Here is a 17,804-nt window from a genome sequence, read left to right as displayed (position 1 = left end):
TCGGAGCTTTGCGCGGCGGGCGGCAACCGATAGTTTGTCACCGTGGCAGATGAGGTTCTTCAGGGTGAAACAGAGGCGGGGCGCGATTCAGCGAAAGCGCGCACGCGCTATTGGCTGACCATCGGGCTGGCCGGTATCTTGACCGGTGTCGTGGCTGCGCTGATCCTGCTCTTGTCGCGCGCCAATGAAGATTATGATCATTCGCTTGCCCGGCAAAGTCACAGCCTCGAAGCGATCAGCCTTGCCAAGTCGGTCGAAGCCTCGCTGGCGCGGGGTGAAGCCTCGTTGGCCCGCTTTGCCGTCGGGCTCGACAAGCTGGATGGACGAATTTACCAGCGCGAATGGGGTCTTGGCCGCCAGTATCTGACGCTTTTGCACCGCAATGTGCGCGACAATCCCGAACAATTGGCCAACGTCAACGCGCTTGCCGCCGCGATTGACCGGCGCGGAAGGCTGCTAGGCGACACGGCGCTGAGTGCCAATTACAGGCAGGGTTTGGCGGCCATTTCCAAATATCATGCCGCAGGCCGCGACCCTGATCTGGAAACAATCGACAAATTGCTGACGAAAATTGTCAGCAATGAACGGACATTGTTGAGCCAGCGCAACGAGATTGCCGCGTCCGACCGCGACAGTCTGAACCAGGCCATCTTGCTATTCTCGCTGTTGGGTGCGGGCGCCGCGATTATCGCGATTGCCGCGAGCGTATCGCTGATCCGTGCACAGACCGAACGCCAAAGCGCGTTGCGCGAACAATTTGTTGAAAGCGAACGCGCCGGACAACTGAAAGAAGCCGTCGCCACCCGAACCGCCGAACTGGCCGCCGCCAACGCAGCGTTGCGGAGCGAGATGGCCGAACGCGCTGATACGGAGAACCAACTCAGGCAGGCCCAAAAAATGGAAGCGGTGGGCCAGCTGACTGGCGGCATCGCGCATGATTTCAATAATATGCTGGCGGTTGTCGTCGGCGGGCTGGAACTCGCCAGCAGGTGGCTGGGAGAGGCTCCGGACAAGGCGCGGCGTCATCTCGACAACGCGCTCGACGGCGCCAATCGCGCCGCCGACCTCACACGCCGCCTGCTGACCTTTGCCCGGTCGGAGCCGGCGCGCCCGGAAATGATGCGCATCGACGATACAATCGAAGCCTTTGCCGATCTGATAGAGCGCACTATCGGCGACCGCATCGCGCTGGAGCTTACACTGGCCGCGCCAGGCCGTTGCAGCTGGATTGACCGCCAGCAGTTTGAAAATGCCCTGTTGAACCTGTCGGTCAATGCGCGCGATGCGATGGACGGACATGGCACGCTCGCCATCCGCACCGAAGTCCGCAAAGAGAATGGCAGCGAAAAAATTGCGGTCGAGGTCATCGACACCGGATGCGGCATGGCACCCGACGTCCTGCAACGCGTATTTGATCCCTTTTATACGACCAAGCCAACGGGACAGGGCACGGGCCTGGGCATGAGCCAGGTCTTTGCTTTCAGCCAGCAATCGGGTGGCGACACACATATTGATTCAACCGAGGGCAAAGGAACGCGGGTTTGCATCCTGTTACCAGTCGCCGAACCGGTCGGAACCGAAACCAAGGCGACCCAAACAAAAATCCTGGCGGCCGAGCGCGCCGCCCCGGAATCAGCGCTGTCGATCTTGGTGGTCGAGGATGATAAGCGCGTGCTGACAGCGACGGTCGATGCCGTAACTGAATTGGGGCATAAAACACTCGCCTGCCCCGATCCGCGACAGGCAGAGAAGTTGCTAGAGGAGCATGGCCCCTTCGATCTGATTCTCAGCGATGTGTTGATGCCGGGATTGACCGGCCCCGACATGGTCGCGCAGCTCAAAAAACGCTGGCCCGAAGTTGCCGTGCTGTTCGTGACCGGATTTGCAGGCGATGCCAGCGAGCTATCAAGTTTTGGCGATCATGATGTGCTGCGCAAACCCTTTACCTTGGCTGCGCTTGATCAGGCGATCCGGCGAAGCTGCGACAGCCGCGCACCCGAGGTCGTCGCCGACTAGGGTCAGAGCCCGGTTAGCGAATGGCACCGCTGCGGATGAGGCGGGGCACCAGCGTCAAGGCGGCAATCAGCGGCCAGCGCCTTTGCCACGGCGCGATTTCAATCTTGGTTCCGGCATGGCGATTAATCTTCCACGCCAGATAGTCGATCCCGCCTGCATAGGTGAAACTGGCCTTTGCCAGCCGGACGATGCTCAACAATTTGCCCTCAAGACGGCGGCGTGCCCAACCGCCGCTGATAGCGTGCGGCGCAACATCGGCCAGCGCGGCTGTGCCGAAACGTTGATAGCGGTCGACATCGGCGTCGACGACCGAGCCCGCGCGCCCGCCGCGCTCGGCGCGCAGTTCGACCGAATATGTGAGTTTGAAGGCCCGCCGCCACCGGTCGAGCACAGCCTCGCCGTCGACTGCACCCGCCGCCGCAAGCAGTGTTGGCGCGGCGCGCGCCACCGCTGCCTCGGCCTTTTCGCGCGCGGTATCATCGACCGCCCACACCAGCCGCGACGGTTGGGCAAAGCGCGCCCATACCGACACATTGCGCGTCTCTGGCCCGTTCAGGCGATGAAAATCCCTCTCGGTCAGCACCGCATATTTGGCCATCAGTCCATCGTGCTGAAACGGAAAGACGTTCGGCGGAATCAGGCGGTTCGCTGCCGCCATCCACGACCGGCCATAGGCGTCGCCATAATCTGAAACGATGAGGTAAAAGTCGAGCATCAACCCGTCGAGCTGTGTTTCGCGCAGGCAACTGCCATAGAAAAGCACGGCGCGGGCCGCACCCGGATATGTCGCCGCAATCGCGTTCGCCATCGCCTTGACGCGAGGGTCAACGGGCAAAGCAAGCTCGGTGTGAACGAGCGGTTGCAAGGGGCTGCTTGCCGGCATGGGGCAGCCCTTTCCTAAGCGGCGAGCCGCAGAAAGGGCACGGGCTGGGTCGAGGTCAGGATGATGGGCTTACCCGACAGGGCCTGAAAAATCTCTCCGTCCAAGATGACGTTCGACTGCTCGCCCTCGATCCGGATCTCATCGCCCTGTTCAAAATGCACGCCGGCGAGTGGATTTTGACCCAATGTCCCGCGCCACGTCGCCCCCAACATCCGAAACAAGGCACCGGCACCGCGTTCGACCGCCAGCAACTTCATCTGCCCGCTTGCCCCATGCTGGTCATCGGTACGGATACTGAGCAGCAATTTTTCGAGCGTTGTCACAATGAGCAATGTGAATTTTCCGCGCAACTCGCCTTGCCGGATCAGCGAAACAATCATGGGCTGCGGTTTTGGAGGCAACCGCCCCCCACCAAGGCCCAGCAACATCGCAAACAGCCCCAAGATAGCCGCCAAAAAATGCGACACCCCGTTGGGCAGACCCAACGGATAGATACGGTGACGGCAATAAAGCATGACATCAGCCAAATAAGCCCCACCGAGAAACATGCCGAGAACGGGCCGCGCGCCTCCGCTGTCGAGCGAAATCAACTGGCGCTGGATGACATGATCCTCCAGCCCGTTTTCCACCAGATCGACGACGCGCTGCAGCGCTTTTAACGGGTCGCCTTCGGCACCAAGATCGAGAGCAATCAAATTGGTCTTGCCATTGGGCAGCACCGCAACCGGCGGGGGCGAGCCGCCGAAATGGCCGCCCGAATACAGCTCGGTCAGCGCCGCCTGAACGGTCCCGTCACCGCCGTTGATTACGATAATGCGAGGGGAAACCATCGCAAGGGTGCGGATGGCCTCGCCAATCTGGTCGACGTCTTCGACCTCATAGTGAAAGATTTCGGAGTGGCGCGCGCAATATTCGCGCACCTGTGGCAAAAGCGCGCGATTTCCCGTGGAGCGGGGGTTAGAAAGAAGCGCGACGCTGGCCACTTTATCTCCTAATCGACGGGTTCAAAGGACAAGCCCTGAATATAGTTCAGAGTAACGGGAACGCGCCGGGTCGTATTGCCGACCGCGAAATCCACTTGCGATAGCTTGGGCTTCCGCTTGAAGATGAAATCGGTCAGCTTCATATCGGGGTTGCCCGACAGACCGCCTCCATCACTGCGATCCGATTTGCCATTTCCGTTCAGGTCATGGCGGACCGAGATCACATAATTGCCCGGTTTTTGGACCGGCATACAAACCTGCATCGAACCGGTACGCGAAACCGGCACATCGACCCGTTCCAGCCATTTACGCTTTTCCAGAAACGTCTTTTCGACCGCTGCATAGATTTGCACGCGCACGGTGCCTGTGCGGGCCTTGAATCCTTGCAGATCGACGAGCACGGCCGATGCGTTGCGATTGCACAGCGCCGCCGCCGGTCCAAGCGTCGCACCCTGCGCCGCAACCGGTGAAATAAGTGCTGCGGCACTGCCAACTGCAGCAATTGCCGTTAGAAAAATTTTCGACATGACCTCAATACCTCCAGAGGCTATAGCCATCTCAGCCACGCTGACATGGGTCCCTGTCACCCTTGCATCGGCATATCGGAAACCTTTGCGGCCAAATCATGGTGATAGGGCGACGGAATATTGAAATCAGTACCCGCCATTGACCGCTACATAGCGCGGCTCATCTTCCTGCCCATGGTCGGCACGCTGATTTTATCGGCGATGCTGCTGGTGCTGGAAAAGATGCTGCGCCTGTTCGATTTCGTCGCGACCGAGGGTGGCCCGGTCAGTGTCGTGTGGCGAATGCTGGCCAATTTGATCCCCGAATATCTGTCGCTGGGAATCCCGATCGGGTTGATGCTGGGCATATTGCTGGCATTTCGAAAACTGGCCACCAGCAGCGAACTCGATGTTTTACGGGGGGTTGGCATGAGTTTTGGGCGCCTGATGCGGGTGCCCTTTTTGTTTGCGATCGGGCTCGCACTCGTCAACCTTGCCATTGTCGGCTTTGTTCAGCCCTATGCGCGCTATGCCTATGAAGGGCTGCGGTTCGAGTTGCGATCAGGCGCGCTCGGGGCTTCGATCAAGGTCGGCGAATTTACCAAGCTGGGCAGCCGGATGACACTACGCATCGAGGAAAGCTACAATAGCGGGCGGAATTTGCAGGGAATTTTTGTGCGGGCCATCAATAAGGACGGTCAGCGCGTTTCGGCGACCGCTGCGCAAGGACAGTTTCTGGCGACTGACGACCCCGATACGATCATCCTGCGGCTGACCAAGGGTGTGCTCGTTCATGAATCGCCCAAATTTGCGACGCCACGCGTTCTGACCTTTGATAATCATGACCTGCCGATTCCGCTCCCCAAGATAGAGGCGTTTCGCACCCGTGGAGGCGCTGACCGCGAATTGACCATTCCCGAACTGTTTATCGTCGGCAATGACAAGGCCGAGCCACTAGCCACACGCCTGGAATCCCGCGCCAATTTTCACTTTCGAATCGCCGAAGTGGCATCAATGTTCCTGATACCCCTGATCGCATTGGCGCTCGCAATCCCACCCAAGCGATCAACCTCTTCGCTCGGCGTCTTTTTGTCGATCGTGCTGCTCGTCACCCAGCATAAGATCAATGAATATGCCGAAGCCTTGGGCGCGCGCGGCACAGTTGACCCGATCATAGCGCTGTGGGTGCCTTTCCTGTTGTTCACCGCGCTGGCGGTGTGGATGTACTACACCCTTGCCCATGTTCCTGGCGGGCAGCCGATTGGCGCGCTCGAAAAGGTCGCCTCCAAAATCGGCGAGCGTATTCGCGCCTTCATCCGCCTTTTCCAGCGCAAGCCGCGCTTAGCGTAAGGGCGGAAAAGCCACATGCATCAACTCCATTTTTTCCCCTCACGCACCATGGCTGTCTATGTCGGCCGCCTTTTTCTGGTGCGCAGTTTTGCGATTTTATTTGCCCTCGTCATCATTCTCCAAACGCTGGACCTGCTGGGCGAAAGCGGCAAGATTTTGGCCGTTGCCGGCAATGGCGATTCCGATGTGTGGCGCTATGTGGGTTTACGGATTCCACAGATTATCGAGACGTTCCTGCCCTTTTCGGTGCTTCTCGGCACCATTTTAACGCTCGCAACGCTGAACCAGAATAGCGAAGTGATTGCGATGAAGGGCGCGGGCATGTCCGCGCACCAAGTGTTGGCTCCGCTGTTTCTGTCGGCGCTGCTGGTCGCGGTCATCAGCTTTGCCTTTAACGAGCGTATCGTCACGCGCGCCAATGCGTCGCTTTCTGCCTGGCAAAAGGTCGAATATGCGACCGTCCCACCCGACAGCGGTGTCCGCAAAGACATTTGGGTACGCGACGGCGACAATCTGATCAATGCCGCAACGGTCGAAACCAGCGGCAAGACCATCAAACTCAACACAATTGCGATCATCGAACGCAAGGGCGGAATTTTGTCATCCATCCTCTATGCCGACAGCGGTCAAGAAGTGACCGGCGGGTGGGAGCTGACCAACGCACGGCGTTTCATTCGCCGATCGGGCACCGTCGTGCCACTAGGGACCATCATCGCAGCAAAGGGTGTCCGGCCAGATCAGTTCACGCTGGCGCAGGTCGACGGCGACGAATTGCCTTATTTGCAATTGCGCAGCGCCATCTCTGATCTAGAGGTCGCCGGTCGCCCCGTGGATTCATTAAAGGGCGTTTTGTGGCACAAGATTTCGGGGCCGCTATCAGCGATTCTGATGCCCTTGCTGGGCGCGGTCGCGGCCTTTGGCCTTGCACGATCCGGCAAGCTGTACGTCCGTGCCATCCTCGGCATGGTGCTCGGCTTTGCCTATTTCGTTGCGGATAATTTCGCGCTCGCGATGGGCGACCTTGGCGCTTACACGCCCTTTCTGGCGGCATGGGGTCCGTTTATCTTATTCGCGCTCATCGGTGAGATGATCCTCATCCGAACCGAGGAATAGGCGTAACGCGCGATCAGGCCGCGCGCGCCGACCCCGCCATTAACCGCGACACCAGCCCCGCCAGACCGCGGTGATTGGCCCCATGATATTGCGAATCAGAGGGCAGCGATGCCTTCAACCGCCGATGCGCTTCGCCGAGCGAATGATAGGGCAAGGCCGGAAGCAAGTGGTGGAGCGCATGATAGCGCAGCCCGACTGGCGCCCATAATTCGGGCAAAAAGCCCGGTGGCGGCACATTGACGCTATCAAGGAATTGCGCGGTCACGGTCAGCACCGCTCCGTCATTTTCCCATAGATGCGCAACCAGCGTCCGGATCTGGTTGAGCACGACACTTGCCGACATAATCGCAACGACAATCAGGGCCGTGCGCAAGGGCAGCCAGCCGTAAGCCACGGCCATGATAAACAGCGTCGACCAGACCCAGGCACCCGCTTCTTGCCAAGCCCATTCCCGCCGGAATTCCCCTTCGGGCGGGCGACGACGGAACATGGGGTTGATGACCAGCCCCGAATAACGCTCGACAACCAGTCGGCGCAGCGACGGGATGACCAGCGACAAGGGCGTTAGCACCGCATAACGAAACAGGAGAGCCACCGGCGCGAAAGTCGCGGCAACCACGAACAACGGCACCGTCCACGGCTTCATCAGGGCAAGCGGCAGATATTCCGGGTCTTCCACGGTGCCATAGCGAGTCCGGTTATGATGCAGGCTGTGGACATTTTCATACATGAAGGACGGGATGAGCAAAGGCACCCCGATCAGGACATTCCATGCCAGGCGAAAACCCGGCAGCGCATTTTTTCGGATATGGGTCAGTTCGTGGATAAAGCTGCCCGCACGATAGAGGGCGAGCACGGCAACCAGTCCAGCGGCCAGCATCCACGGCGTCGACGGGGCCAATATGGCCGCCGCGACACCGGCATAGCCAATCAGCGTGGAGCCAAGGAAATCACCCCAATATGTACGGGCGCTGGGCGCGACCAGATCGCGCGTCAGCTCCGACGCGGCGCGAATCATCGCCATATCGTCGGCAATCGCCGCTTTGGACACTGGCGCGGACGCGCCTGCCACCGGAGTGGCTGCGCTGTCAGCAAGGGGGGTTATCGTGGTCATGGCGGCGTCTTCATCATGTTTTCATGGCAGCATCATGGCCAAAAGCGGGTCGCCACGATGCAGACAATGTCCTAATGGCTCGGTTCACCGATATAGTCTTTTGCTTTCAGGAAACCAGATATGGTCGCTCATTCGGCTGAAGCCATCCACATCACAGCCGTTGAAACCAAGGCAGATCGCCGCGAGTTTGTCGAACTGGCTTTTCGTTTGAATCGCGGCGATCCGGCCTGGGTTCCCCCGCTGAAAGGCGAAGTCTTTGCGCTCATCGACCCGCGCAAAAACCCATGGTTCGAACATGGCAAGGCGCAATTATTCCTCGCGCGACGCGGCGAGCGTACGGTTGGACGGATCAGCGCGCATATCGACACGCTCGCGCTAGAACAGCCCGTCGAACAGGGAATGGGTCCGGGAACGGGAAATTGGGGTCTGTTCGAGGCAGAAGATGCCGAATCCTGTCAGGCCCTGATTTCCGCCGCCGAAGACTGGCTGCGCGAACAAGGTATGCACCGCGCACTCGGGCCGCTGTCGATTTCGATATGGGATGAACCTGGTTTGCTAATCGGGGGTTTTGAACAGCCGCCTACGATCATGATGGGTCATAACAGCCCTTTGTATCGCGGCTGGATCGAAGCTTCCGGCTATCAACCGGCCAAACAATTGATCAATTATGATGTGCCGGTTCGCGATGGCTTTCCGCCTCTGGTTGAACGCATTGTCGCCGCTGGTGAAAGAAATGCGCGAATCACTGTGCGACGAGTCGACAAAAAGAAGTTTGATACCGAAGCCAAGCTGATCATGGGATTACTCAACGATGCATGGTCCGACAATTGGGGCTTTGTTCCGCTGACCGACAGCGAAATCGCATTCGTCGGAAAAAAGCTGAAGCCACTGGTGTTTGAGGATTTTATTCGCGTCGCCGAACTGGATGGCGAGCCGGTTGCCTTCATCATCGTGCTGCCCAATATCAACCAGTTGCTGATCGACATGAACGGATCGCTGTTACCCTTTGGCTGGGCGCGCCTGCTTTGGTGGCTACGCAAGCCAAAGAGCAAAACTTTGCGCGTGCCGCTGATGGGCGTAACCAAAAGCCTGCAAAATAGCCGCATGGCCAGCCAGCTCGCTTTCATGATGATCGAATTTATCCGCCGCGATGCCGTGCGGGACTATGGCACCGAACGCGGCGACCTGGGCTGGGTTCTCGACGATAATCAGGGGATGAATGCCGTCGCCAAGGCGATCAACGCAACGCCCAATCGCGTCTATCAAATCTATGACAAGTCTCTGACGTGACGCGCTAAACCTGCTGCAGTACAAAGGCTTGAGCAACAGCCCGCCTCAGCTCAGCTTAGTTCCACCCAAGTTGGCGCATGGTCGCTCGCCTTTTCCTTGCCGCGCGTCGCGCGATCGACCCCGACGTCAACCAGACGATCGGCCAGTGCGGGGCTGAGCAAGGCATGGTCAATTCGAAAGCCATGATCGCGCTGCCACGCTCCAGCTTGATAATCCCAATAGGTCCAGATTTGCCCGGCGGGATGACGGCTGCGTAGCGCATCCGTCCAGCCATCACCGAGCAGCCGAAACCAGGCGTCGCGTGATTCGGGCTGCATCAAGGCGTCGCTGGCCATCACCGCAGTATCCCACACATCGTCATCATGAGGAATGACATTGAAATCGCCGGTCAATATCGCTGGCACTTCTTCGGCCAGAATCGCGCTGGCACGGTCTCTCAGCCGCTTCATCCATCGCAATTTATAATCGAATTTGGGGCCGGGTTGCGGATTGCCATTGGGTAGATAAATGCTGGCGACACGAATACCGTCGATGTCGGCCTCCAGATAGCGCGAATGATCGTCCTCTGGCTCACCCTCAAGCCCTCGCTGCACCTCGACCGGTTGGCTTCCGCGCGCGAGGATGGCGACGCCGTTAAAGCCCTTTTGTCCGTAGTATAGCGCGCCATAGCCCGCTGCTTCGATTTCCATTTTGGGGATGGTCTCGTCGCTCGACTTCAACTCTTGCAAACAGGCGATATCGGGCTTGGTTTCGTCCAGCCACTCGACCAAGCGCGGCAGGCGCGCCTTGACGCCGTTAATGTTGAAAGTCGCTATTTTCATGTGGGTTTAGACAGAAAAGCTGGAGCCGCAACCGCAGCCAGAGGCCGCATTCGGGTTCACCACTTTGAACGACGAACCGCCCAGCGAATCGACGAAATCGACCGTGGAACCACGCAGCAGGTCAATGCTCACCGCATCGACGACCAATTTTACACCATCGGTTTCGGCAATCACATCATCGCTGTCGATCGCCTCGGCCAGATCAAAACGATAGGTAAAGCCCGAGCAGCCGCCGCCATCGACCGCAAGCCGCAACGCCGGTTCGGCACCGCCCTTGCGTTCGGCAATCCAGCGCACACGTTTTGCCGCAGCGGGGGACAGAATGATATCGGCGGTGTCTATACTCATGGCATCAAGATAGGCGCTTGGCCGCAAATGAAAAGGGCGCTGGGATGGTTTCCCACCCCGCGCCCAGGTTCATGCCAAGAGGGATTGGCAGCTAGTTATCTCTCAATCGCCGTCTGGCCCGCCAATCGCGGGCTTATCGTTCCCGGCCAGCGCGGCAAGCACCACCTGGTCGGTTTGCACGAACGGCAACGGGTTAACCGGCGAGCCATCGATACGAATTTCATAATGGAGGTGGTTGCCCGTCGAACGACCGGTCGAGCCGACATAACCGATGACTTCGCCGCGTTTCACCTTTTGTCCCGAATGAACAATGAAAGACGACATATGGCCGTAACGCGTCTCGATGGCGTTACCATGTTCGATTTCGACATAATTACCATAGCCGCCAAGCCGCTGGGCGCGACCGATAATTCCGTCGGCGGTGGCATGAATCGGTGTGCCGCGCGGGGCCGGAATGTCGATGCCATTGTGGCGCGCAATCTTGCCGGTAATCGGATGGACGCGCATGCCATAAGAGGAAGACAGCGACATAGCCTCAATCGGCTTGCGCGAGGGTACCGCGATGCCAATGCTGGCAGTAAGTCCGGTATCAAGCTGCTTCCAAGCTTGGAAAATCGCATGGGCTTCGCTGTTGTCACCGACACCCGGAACCGACGCATCAAAGCTGTCGTCATCGGGTTCGTCGGGAACATTGACGCCAACGTCGGCGCTGGTTTCGGCGGCATGAACAGCCGGTACAGCCAGACCCATCATCGCTGCTGCGATAAAAAGGCTGCCCGTATGGAACCTGTCCCGGAAAAGAGAGTTTTTCACGTATCGACCCCGCATGTTACCTTGTCGCCAACAGATTTCACCTCTGTCGGTGCTGGTGATTTTTGCTTTGGATGGAAATTCATCCCGCCCACAACCCTGTGTGTAGGCAGCCGGTTTACGAAGCAATAACCGCATAGAAATCTTGCGTCAGACCGGCGTCGAGACGCGCCGAGTCGTTGAATGGTGGCTTTAAACCCCCGCGAAACCGCTCTTTTATTAACTTTTTCCAAACTATTTCGGGCACGACCAACCGTTCGTCGCACAGCCAGCGGAACCATGTTGTCCCCGCGCGGACATGCCGAATCTCGTCATTATAAATGCGCGACAAGATCGCCGCCGAGCGATTGTCGCCCGTCGCTTCAAAGCGCGCAATCATCGTCGGCGTCACGTCGAGCGCGCGCGCTTCGAGCACCATCGGCACCACGGCGAGCCGCGCCAGCGCGTCATCGGCGGTGTCTTTCGCGGCCTCCCACAGACCATCATGCGCAGGCAGTGCGCCATAATGACTGCCCAGAGCGTGCAGTCGTCGGTCGAGCAGAGCAAAGTGCATCGCTTCGTCAGCGGCTACCGCAATCCAGTCGTCGATGAATTCGCGAGGAAATTCGCTGCCGAAACGCCCGATCAGATCGACCGCCAGATCAATAGCGACAAATTCGATATGCGCCAGCGCGTGCAGCATCGCGATGCGACCCCGCAGTGACCCGCCCTGCCCGCGCCGCGGCATATGGCGCGGGGCCAGCAGCACGGGTTCGACCGGTCGCTCAGGTTCATCGGGCATGGCGACATCGCAGCGATGCAGCAGCCGGCCCTGCCGCCAGTCACGCGCCATCGCCCGCGCTGCGCGGCGCTTCGCCGCGGGATCGGCGGTTTGCATGACGCCAAGCGCCGCCTCGCCCAGCGTTGCGCCCGCCATGGTCACAGGGCTTGGGCAGCCTCAAGCACCGCCTCGGCATGACCTTTGACCCGCACCTTGCCCCATTGCTGGGCCAGCTTGCCGTCGGCACCGAACAGGAAGGTCGATCGTTCGATACCCATATAGGTGCGACCATAATTTTTCTTTTCGACCCAGACGCCAAAGGCTTCGCACATCGCGCCATCCTCATCCGAGGCAAGGCGGACCGTCAGGCCATATTTGTCACGAAACTTGCACAGTTTCGCGGGCGTATCGCGCGACACGGCGATCACTTTCGCGCCCAATTTGGCGAAATCATCGGCGCGCACGGTAAAATCCTGCGCCTCGACCGTGCAGCCCGGCGTATCGGCCTTAGGATAGAAATAGACAATCAGCGGCGCACCGACGAAACCGGCCAGATCGAGCGGCCTTTCGTCGGCATCGACCAGTTTCCCAGCGGGTATCCCATCGCCTGTTTCAAGCCTGCTCATCATTATGTCTCCTGCGGAATGTCCGGGTGCGCGTCTCGAATCGACGCCCACCAATCGGCGACCAATTGCCGCGCCTGTTCATGCGCGGCAAGCAATACTGTCCAGTTTTCCTGCCCGCACGCCCCCGCCACGACCTGCTGCGCCGCCTCGGTCGTCGGTTCCCCCTCGGGCGCGGTCAGGCGCAGCATGACAAGCAGACGTGTCAACAACGCCTGAGCGTCCACAATGCCCGTATCGACAGTCCCTTCGCTTTGCAGACACGCCAGCGCCGTCCCAATGTTGGGGGTCTGACACCGGCCCGTCGCCAGCTGCGTGACCTGAAGCGCGAACTCCAGATCGATGAGACCGCCCGGCCCTGCCTTAACGTCCAGCGGCCCCCGCGGCGGCTTATGCGTGGCGATCTTGTCGCGCATTTCGCTGGCATCCTGCACCAGTATTGTGCGGTCGCGCGGCATGGTAAGCATATCGGAGATGATCCGCGCCACCTCTGTTCGGGCGGCATCCGATCCATAGACGGGACGCGCGCGGAGCAAGGCCATATGCTCCCACGTCCAAGCATTTTCGCGCTGATAGCGTTCAAAACTGTCCACCGTGACCACGAGCGGCCCCTGCGCGCCCTGCGGTCGTAGCCGTGTGTCGACATCATAGAGCTTACCCGCCGCCGTCGGCACCGACAACGCCGCCGTCACCCGCTGCGCCAGACGGTTATAATAGCTGGTGGCACCCAAGGAACGCTTGCCATCCGATTCCGCCAGATAATCGCCGGTGAACAGGAAAATAAGATCAAGGTCGGAAGCATGGGTCAGCGCGCGCCCACCGAGCCGCCCCAATGCCAGCACGACCAGTTCGCTATCGGGAACGCGGCCATGCACCTCTTGAAATTCGGCGACCGCCGCATCGGACAGCACGACCAGCGCCGCTTCGGCCAGATCGGCATAGCCCGTCGCAATCAACAGCGGATCGGTCGATCCGGTCACCAGTTGCGTCCCATAGGCAAAGCGCCGCTCGCCAACATGGTCGCGCACCCGGTCGAGCAACCGTTCATAATCTAGCCGCGCCAGCCTCGGTGCCCATTCGGCGAGCAAGGTTGCGCAATCCGCCGGTTCATCAAAGGCGCGCGAATCAATCAAACCCTCAATCAGGTCGGCGCGCACCGCCAACGCCTCGGCAAGCGCGGGGGCCAGCGCCAGAATGCGGGTCGCAATCCGTGCCAGCGCCGGTTGCGCGGCCAGCAGATGAAAGAAATTGACCGCGCTGGGCAGCGCATTGACCAGCGCGTCGAACCGCACCAGCGCCGCTTGCGGGTCGGGGGCGATGCCCAGCGCACGCACCAGTTCGGGAAGCACCGCCTCCAGCGCCTCCAGCGCCGCCGGACTACGCAGCGCCCGCGCTCGCCCGCTGCGCCAATCGCTGATACACCGCACCGCCGCATCGGGCGGATCGAAGCCCGCTTCGACCAGCGCGGCGGAAAGGCCGGACTCCGCTTGCGGCAAGCCCGTAACCGCAGCGCGTTCGGTGACCAAACGGTCATAATAAGCGGCAACTTCGGTCACAACAGGACGCAGCATATCTAGCAGCGCCGCCCCATCCGCCAACCCGTCGAGTTTCGCGACTCCATCCAGCGCCGCGCCCGCGCTCGGCAGACTGTGGGTTTGCTGGTCCTCGACCATCTGCAACCGATGTTCGATGCGGCGCAATATGGCATAATGATCGCGCATCCGCGCCGCAACGTCTGGTTCGATCCGCCCGGCCTTAGCCAGCGCCGACAGAGCATCGACCGTCGCCGGCACCCGCAGTGCGGGCTCGCGTCCGCCATAAATGAGCTGATGTACCTGCGCGAAAAATTCGATCTCGCGAATACCGCCGCGTCCGCGCTTCAGGTCATAGCCGGGGCCAAACGCCTGCCCTTGCGCAAAATGGTCGCGGATGCGGTCACTCATCGCGCCGATTTCCTTAAGCTGGCGAAAGTCGAGCGACCGACGCCAGATGAAGGGATTGATCGCGGTCAGAAAATCCGCGCCAAGGGGCTTGTCGCCCGCCGACGCACGGCTGCGGATGAAGGCCGATTGCTCCCACGGCAGGGCTTCGGATTCATAATAGGAAATGGCGGCATCGACCGGCAGTACGATCGGCGTCACTTCGGGGTGCGGGCGCAGCCGCAAATCGACACGCAGAACATGGCCATCGACGGTGCGGGCCGACAAAATCTCGACCATCCGGCGCGCAATCCGCACCGCCGATTCGTCGGGGTCATCGCGCGAACGGCGTGGCATAGTGTCGGGGTCGAAAATCAGGATCGGATCGATGTCAGAGCTATAATTGAGTTCATAGCTGCCAAGCTTGCCCAGCGCGATGACGGCCAGCCCTTGCGGTTTTTCGTTCGGCACACGTTCGGCAAAGGCCGCCGTCAGCGCCGCATCGCAGGCTTGGTCGGCAAATTCCGCCAACAGGCGCGTCGTCGTCGCGACATCATGCTCGCCCGACAAATCACCAAGTGCGAGCAACAAGGCAATCCGCCCGCGCCAATGGCGGAGCGCCGCCATAATATCGGCCTCCCCCGTCGGCGCACCACAGCCAGCCAAGGCTGCATCACAACCTTGTTCGACAAAAACGGCCACATCATCGGGATAAAGCTCTGCCAGACGCGCCAGAAAAGGCGCGTGAGCCTGCAATCGTTCAAGCGCGCTCTGGCGCACGGCGGAACTGACTAGGAGCAAAGCGGCGGCCATAACCGCCCCTATCGGGCCACTCGGGCCCGCTGACAAGGGTCGGGTGTGTGCCTATCAGGCGGGAACGGTCGCCTCATCAAAGAACAGCGCCTGCGAAATGGCCGCACGCAGGGTCGCGGGTTGATAGGGCTTGGTGAGCAAAAAGGCAGGTTCGGGGCGGTCGCCGGTCAACAGTCGTTCGGGGAAAGCGGTGATGAAAATCACGGGCACCGCCATTTCGCCCAATATCTCCTGAACCGCTTCGACCCCCGAGCTATTGTCGGCAAGCTGGATATCCGCGAGCACGAGAGTCGGTTGATGCTGCATCGCTTCGGCCACAGCTTCGCGGTGGGTGGCCGCAACGCCGACCACTTCATGCCCCAGATTCTGGACAATCATCTCTATGTCCATGGCGATGATCGGTTCATCCTCGATAATCAGGATTCGCGCGCGCGTCTGACGGTCGATTTCGGCCATCGCTTCGTCAACCAGACCCTGCACATCGCCGGTATCGCAGCCAAGAATTACGGCGGCATCAGCAGCTTTGAAACCTTCGACCGCGGTCAACAAAAGCGCGTGGCGCGCGCGCGACGGAATCGGCCGCAACCGCGCGTCGGCAATCGCCAAATCGCTGGGCACATTTTCGTCTCCGTCGGCGTCGTCCATAGAGACGGCATCAAAATGACTCTGCGCCAGCCGATAGAGCTCGACACGCAGATCTGGAACATTTTCGATGTCGCCGGGACTCTCGACCAGTTCCTCCAACATGCGCGCTACCACGGCATCGCCGCTTTGCTGGCTGCCTGATATCGCGCGGCCATAGCGCCGAAGATAGGGAAGATGGGGAGCGACCGCTTGACCCAATGACATATTCAACCTCCTGATGCGGGCTTTTGCCCTCGCGAATTATCGTTCGAAACCGTGTCGTTAGCGAGAAAAAATGGGTGCAAAAACAGCCCCCCGCAGATTCTCTGTCCTGAGTCGGAACGATTCATCGGTCAATTGGTTTCCCAGATATGATTGAATCATGCCATTGCGATTTTCGTCATAGCGTGGTTATCGCTTGCCATGCCTAACGGAATCTTAGCCAATGTCATCTGAAGACGGGACTCCCCCGCAAAAAATTGGTGGGGACGCGAGGGAAAGGGACGATGTCTCGCAAGAGGCCGCAACAATTGTGCAGAAAAAATCCAAAAAACCCGACCAGCCCAAGAAGCGTCAAAAAGGCCATGACGTCAATCAGGCCCTGCGCCGCGCCTATGAATCGACGATCGACGAAGTGATCCCGCCGTCCATGCTGGACCTGCTCAACAAATTGAATTGAACCGCAGCGCGGGTCATGCCTTGCGGCGATAGCGTCCGTCAAAATTTGTTTGAAAAGCCGCGAACCGCCCCTGCGCGATGGCGTCGCGCATCGCCTCCATCAACTGCTGATAAAAATGCAGATTATGCTGCGTCATCAGCATCGCGCCCAGCATCTCCCCCGACCGCACCAAATGGTGCAGATAGGCGCGCGTCCATGTGGTGCAGACAGGGCAAGCACAGCCTTCATCGAGCGGTGATTGGTCTTCGGAAAATTTGGCATTACGAATATTCAGCGGTCCCGACCAAGTGAACGCCTGACCGTTGCGCCCCGACCGGGTGGGCAGCACGCAATCAAACATATCAACCCCGCGGGCGACGGCGCCGACCAGATCGTCGGGCTTTCCGACACCCATCAAATAGCGCGGCCGGTCAAAGGGCAATTGCGCGGGCGCATAGTCGAGCACGCCGAACATCGCCGCCTGCCCCTCTCCCACCGCAAGCCCACCGATGGCATAGCCGTCAAAGCCGATGTCGGTCAGCGCTGCCGCCGACCGCGCGCGCAGACCTTCGTCGAGCGAACCTTGCTGGATGCCAAACAGCGCCGCCCGCGAGGCATGGGTATCGTCTGAATCAAAGCCCGCGCGGCTGCGCGCGGCCCAGCGCATTGATCGCTCCATGCTGGCCTCGGCGCGGCTGTCGTCGACGTCGGCGGGCGGGCATTCGTCAAACGCCATCACAATGTCGCTGCCCAAAAGGCGTTGGATTTCCATCGACCGTTCGGGGGTGAGCAGGTGGCGCGACCCGTCGAGATGGCTTTTGAACGCCACGCCTTCTTCGCTCTGTTTGGTGAGCGACGACAGGCTCATGACCTGATAGCCGCCGCTGTCGGTCAGGATCGGGCGATCCCAGCCCATGAACCGGTGCAACCCGCCTAGCCGCGCGACACGCTCTGCTCCGGGGCGCAACATCAAATGATAGGTGTTGCCCAGCAGGATGTCGGCGCCAGTCGCGCGCACCTCGGCAGGGCGCATACCCTTGACCGTCGCCGCCGTACCGACGGGCATGAAAGCCGGCGTGCGAATGGTTCCGCGCTGCATCTCGATCGCCCCAGTGCGGGCCGAACCATCGGTGGCGGAAATGCTAAAGGCGAATCTGTGGGTCATGGCGCGGC

17 protein-coding genes are annotated in these 17,804 nt (G+C 60.0%); 5 read left to right on the top strand and 12 right to left on the bottom strand.

All coding sequences use genetic code 11. The features are described 5' to 3' along the window. Nucleotides 1-42 precede the first annotated feature (42 nt). Entirely contained in the window at nucleotides 43-2,016 is a 1,974-nt protein-coding gene (locus tag ACR3XE_RS04170) for an ATP-binding protein (protein ID WP_473698863.1), read from the top strand. A gap of 13 nt (nucleotides 2,017-2,029) precedes the next feature. Here the strand turns inward: ACR3XE_RS04170 and ACR3XE_RS04165 are convergent, their stop codons facing one another. The 3 genes from ACR3XE_RS04165 to ACR3XE_RS04155 are packed head-to-tail and all read right to left on the bottom strand — an operon-like array spanning nucleotide 2,030 to nucleotide 4,409. After that, nucleotides 2,030-2,899 (bottom strand): hypothetical protein, encoded by an 870-nt coding sequence (locus ACR3XE_RS04165; protein WP_473698864.1) that lies wholly within the window; start codon nucleotides 2,897-2,899, stop codon nucleotides 2,030-2,032. 14 nt (nucleotides 2,900-2,913) lie between these two features. Further along, a complete protein-coding gene (locus ACR3XE_RS04160) occupies nucleotides 2,914-3,882 on the bottom strand; it encodes a diacylglycerol/lipid kinase family protein (protein ID WP_473698865.1) in 969 nt (322 codons plus the stop codon). Between the two features lie 8 nt (nucleotides 3,883-3,890). Continuing rightward, on the bottom strand, nucleotides 3,891-4,409 hold the full coding sequence (locus ACR3XE_RS04155; RefSeq protein ID WP_473698866.1) for a DUF2141 domain-containing protein: 519 nt from the start codon (nucleotides 4,407-4,409) through the stop codon (nucleotides 3,891-3,893). Nucleotides 4,410-4,529: 120 nt separating this feature from the next. On the opposite strand from ACR3XE_RS04155, the gene lptF reads away from it, so the two are divergent. Both lptF and lptG read left to right on the top strand, forming a co-directional pair. Continuing rightward, nucleotides 4,530-5,738, top strand: coding sequence for an LPS export ABC transporter permease LptF (gene lptF / locus ACR3XE_RS04150; protein ID WP_486185933.1), 1,209 nt, complete (start codon nucleotides 4,530-4,532; stop codon nucleotides 5,736-5,738). 15 nt (nucleotides 5,739-5,753) lie between these two features. Then, nucleotides 5,754-6,851 (top strand): LPS export ABC transporter permease LptG, encoded by a 1,098-nt coding sequence (lptG, locus tag ACR3XE_RS04145; protein WP_473698867.1) that lies wholly within the window; start codon nucleotides 5,754-5,756, stop codon nucleotides 6,849-6,851. Between the two features lie 13 nt (nucleotides 6,852-6,864). Here the strand turns inward: lptG and ACR3XE_RS04140 are convergent, their stop codons facing one another. Further along, entirely contained in the window at nucleotides 6,865-7,965 is a 1,101-nt protein-coding gene (locus ACR3XE_RS04140) for a fatty acid desaturase family protein (protein ID WP_473698868.1), read from the bottom strand. Between the two features lie 120 nt (nucleotides 7,966-8,085). Between ACR3XE_RS04140 and ACR3XE_RS04135 the strand changes: the two genes are divergently transcribed. Next, nucleotides 8,086-9,255 (top strand): N-acetyltransferase, encoded by a 1,170-nt coding sequence (locus ACR3XE_RS04135; protein ID WP_473698869.1) that lies wholly within the window; start codon nucleotides 8,086-8,088, stop codon nucleotides 9,253-9,255. Nucleotides 9,256-9,305: 50 nt separating this feature from the next. Here the strand turns inward: ACR3XE_RS04135 and xth are convergent, their stop codons facing one another. The 7 genes from xth to ACR3XE_RS04100 form a co-directional block, all read right to left on the bottom strand. Then, nucleotides 9,306-10,076, bottom strand: a complete 771-nt coding sequence (gene xth, locus ACR3XE_RS04130; protein ID WP_473698870.1) for an exodeoxyribonuclease III — start codon at nucleotides 10,074-10,076, stop codon at nucleotides 9,306-9,308. A 6-nt stretch (nucleotides 10,077-10,082) separates the two neighbouring features. Beyond that, nucleotides 10,083-10,424 carry an iron-sulfur cluster insertion protein ErpA gene (erpA, locus tag ACR3XE_RS04125; RefSeq protein WP_473698871.1) on the bottom strand — a complete coding sequence of 114 codons (342 nt, stop codon included), beginning with the start codon at nucleotides 10,422-10,424 and terminating at the stop codon, nucleotides 10,083-10,085. A 102-nt stretch (nucleotides 10,425-10,526) separates the two neighbouring features. Beyond that, entirely contained in the window at nucleotides 10,527-11,177 is a 651-nt protein-coding gene (locus tag ACR3XE_RS04120) for a M23 family metallopeptidase (protein WP_473698872.1), read from the bottom strand. Between the two features lie 175 nt (nucleotides 11,178-11,352). Then, nucleotides 11,353-12,150, bottom strand: coding sequence for a ferritin-like domain-containing protein (locus ACR3XE_RS04115; protein ID WP_473698873.1), 798 nt, complete (start codon nucleotides 12,148-12,150; stop codon nucleotides 11,353-11,355). A 2-nt stretch (nucleotides 12,151-12,152) separates the two neighbouring features. After that, nucleotides 12,153-12,620 (bottom strand): peroxiredoxin, encoded by a 468-nt coding sequence (locus ACR3XE_RS04110; protein ID WP_473700367.1) that lies wholly within the window; start codon nucleotides 12,618-12,620, stop codon nucleotides 12,153-12,155. 2 nt (nucleotides 12,621-12,622) lie between these two features. Further along, nucleotides 12,623-15,349 (bottom strand): bifunctional [glutamine synthetase] adenylyltransferase/[glutamine synthetase]-adenylyl-L-tyrosine phosphorylase, encoded by a 2,727-nt coding sequence (locus ACR3XE_RS04105; protein ID WP_473698874.1) that lies wholly within the window; start codon nucleotides 15,347-15,349, stop codon nucleotides 12,623-12,625. 54 nt (nucleotides 15,350-15,403) lie between these two features. Next, nucleotides 15,404-16,198, bottom strand: a complete 795-nt coding sequence (locus ACR3XE_RS04100) for a response regulator (RefSeq protein WP_473698875.1) — start codon at nucleotides 16,196-16,198, stop codon at nucleotides 15,404-15,406. A 307-nt stretch (nucleotides 16,199-16,505) separates the two neighbouring features. Here ACR3XE_RS04100 and ACR3XE_RS04095 point away from each other — a divergent pair, with 307 nt between their 5' ends. Then, a complete protein-coding gene (locus ACR3XE_RS04095) occupies nucleotides 16,506-16,652 on the top strand; it encodes a NepR family anti-sigma factor (protein WP_473698876.1) in 147 nt (48 codons plus the stop codon). A gap of 13 nt (nucleotides 16,653-16,665) precedes the next feature. On the opposite strand, the gene tgt is transcribed toward ACR3XE_RS04095, so the two are convergent. Further along, nucleotides 16,666-17,796: a tRNA guanosine(34) transglycosylase Tgt gene (gene tgt / locus ACR3XE_RS04090; protein WP_473698877.1), complete on the bottom strand. Its 1,131-nt coding sequence runs from the start codon at nucleotides 17,794-17,796 to the stop codon at nucleotides 16,666-16,668. Nucleotides 17,797-17,804 lie beyond the last annotated feature (8 nt).

This window comes from Sphingopyxis sp. 10G20-10, from assembly GCF_057365075.1.
This window is presented reverse-complemented; position numbering and strand designations above follow the sequence as displayed.

Excerpts from the sequence above, each read along its gene's own strand:
- ACR3XE_RS04165 (WP_473698864.1), bottom strand. The coding sequence starts at position 2,899 with ATGCCGGCAAGCAGCCCCTTGCAACCGCTCGTTCACACCGAGCTTGCT.
- ACR3XE_RS04140 (WP_473698868.1), bottom strand. The coding sequence starts at position 7,965 with ATGACCACGATAACCCCCCTTGCTGACAGCGCAGCCACTCCGGTGGCA.
- ACR3XE_RS04155 (WP_473698866.1), bottom strand. The coding sequence starts at position 4,409 with ATGTCGAAAATTTTTCTAACGGCAATTGCTGCAGTTGGCAGTGCCGCA.
- ACR3XE_RS04115 (WP_473698873.1), bottom strand. The coding sequence starts at position 12,150 with ATGGCGGGCGCAACGCTGGGCGAGGCGGCGCTTGGCGTCATGCAAACC.
- ACR3XE_RS04110 (WP_473700367.1), bottom strand. The coding sequence starts at position 12,620 with ATGAGCAGGCTTGAAACAGGCGATGGGATACCCGCTGGGAAACTGGTC.
- ACR3XE_RS04100 (WP_473698875.1), bottom strand. The coding sequence starts at position 16,198 with ATGTCATTGGGTCAAGCGGTCGCTCCCCATCTTCCCTATCTTCGGCGC.
- lptG (WP_473698867.1), top strand. The coding sequence starts at position 5,754 with ATGCATCAACTCCATTTTTTCCCCTCACGCACCATGGCTGTCTATGTC.
- ACR3XE_RS04135 (WP_473698869.1), top strand. The coding sequence starts at position 8,086 with ATGGTCGCTCATTCGGCTGAAGCCATCCACATCACAGCCGTTGAAACC.
- xth (WP_473698870.1), bottom strand. The coding sequence starts at position 10,076 with ATGAAAATAGCGACTTTCAACATTAACGGCGTCAAGGCGCGCCTGCCG.
- ACR3XE_RS04105 (WP_473698874.1), bottom strand. The coding sequence starts at position 15,349 with ATGGCCGCCGCTTTGCTCCTAGTCAGTTCCGCCGTGCGCCAGAGCGCG.
- tgt (WP_473698877.1), bottom strand. The coding sequence starts at position 17,796 with ATGACCCACAGATTCGCCTTTAGCATTTCCGCCACCGATGGTTCGGCC.
- ACR3XE_RS04120 (WP_473698872.1), bottom strand. The coding sequence starts at position 11,177 with ATGATGGGTCTGGCTGTACCGGCTGTTCATGCCGCCGAAACCAGCGCC.
- erpA (WP_473698871.1), bottom strand. The coding sequence starts at position 10,424 with ATGAGTATAGACACCGCCGATATCATTCTGTCCCCCGCTGCGGCAAAA.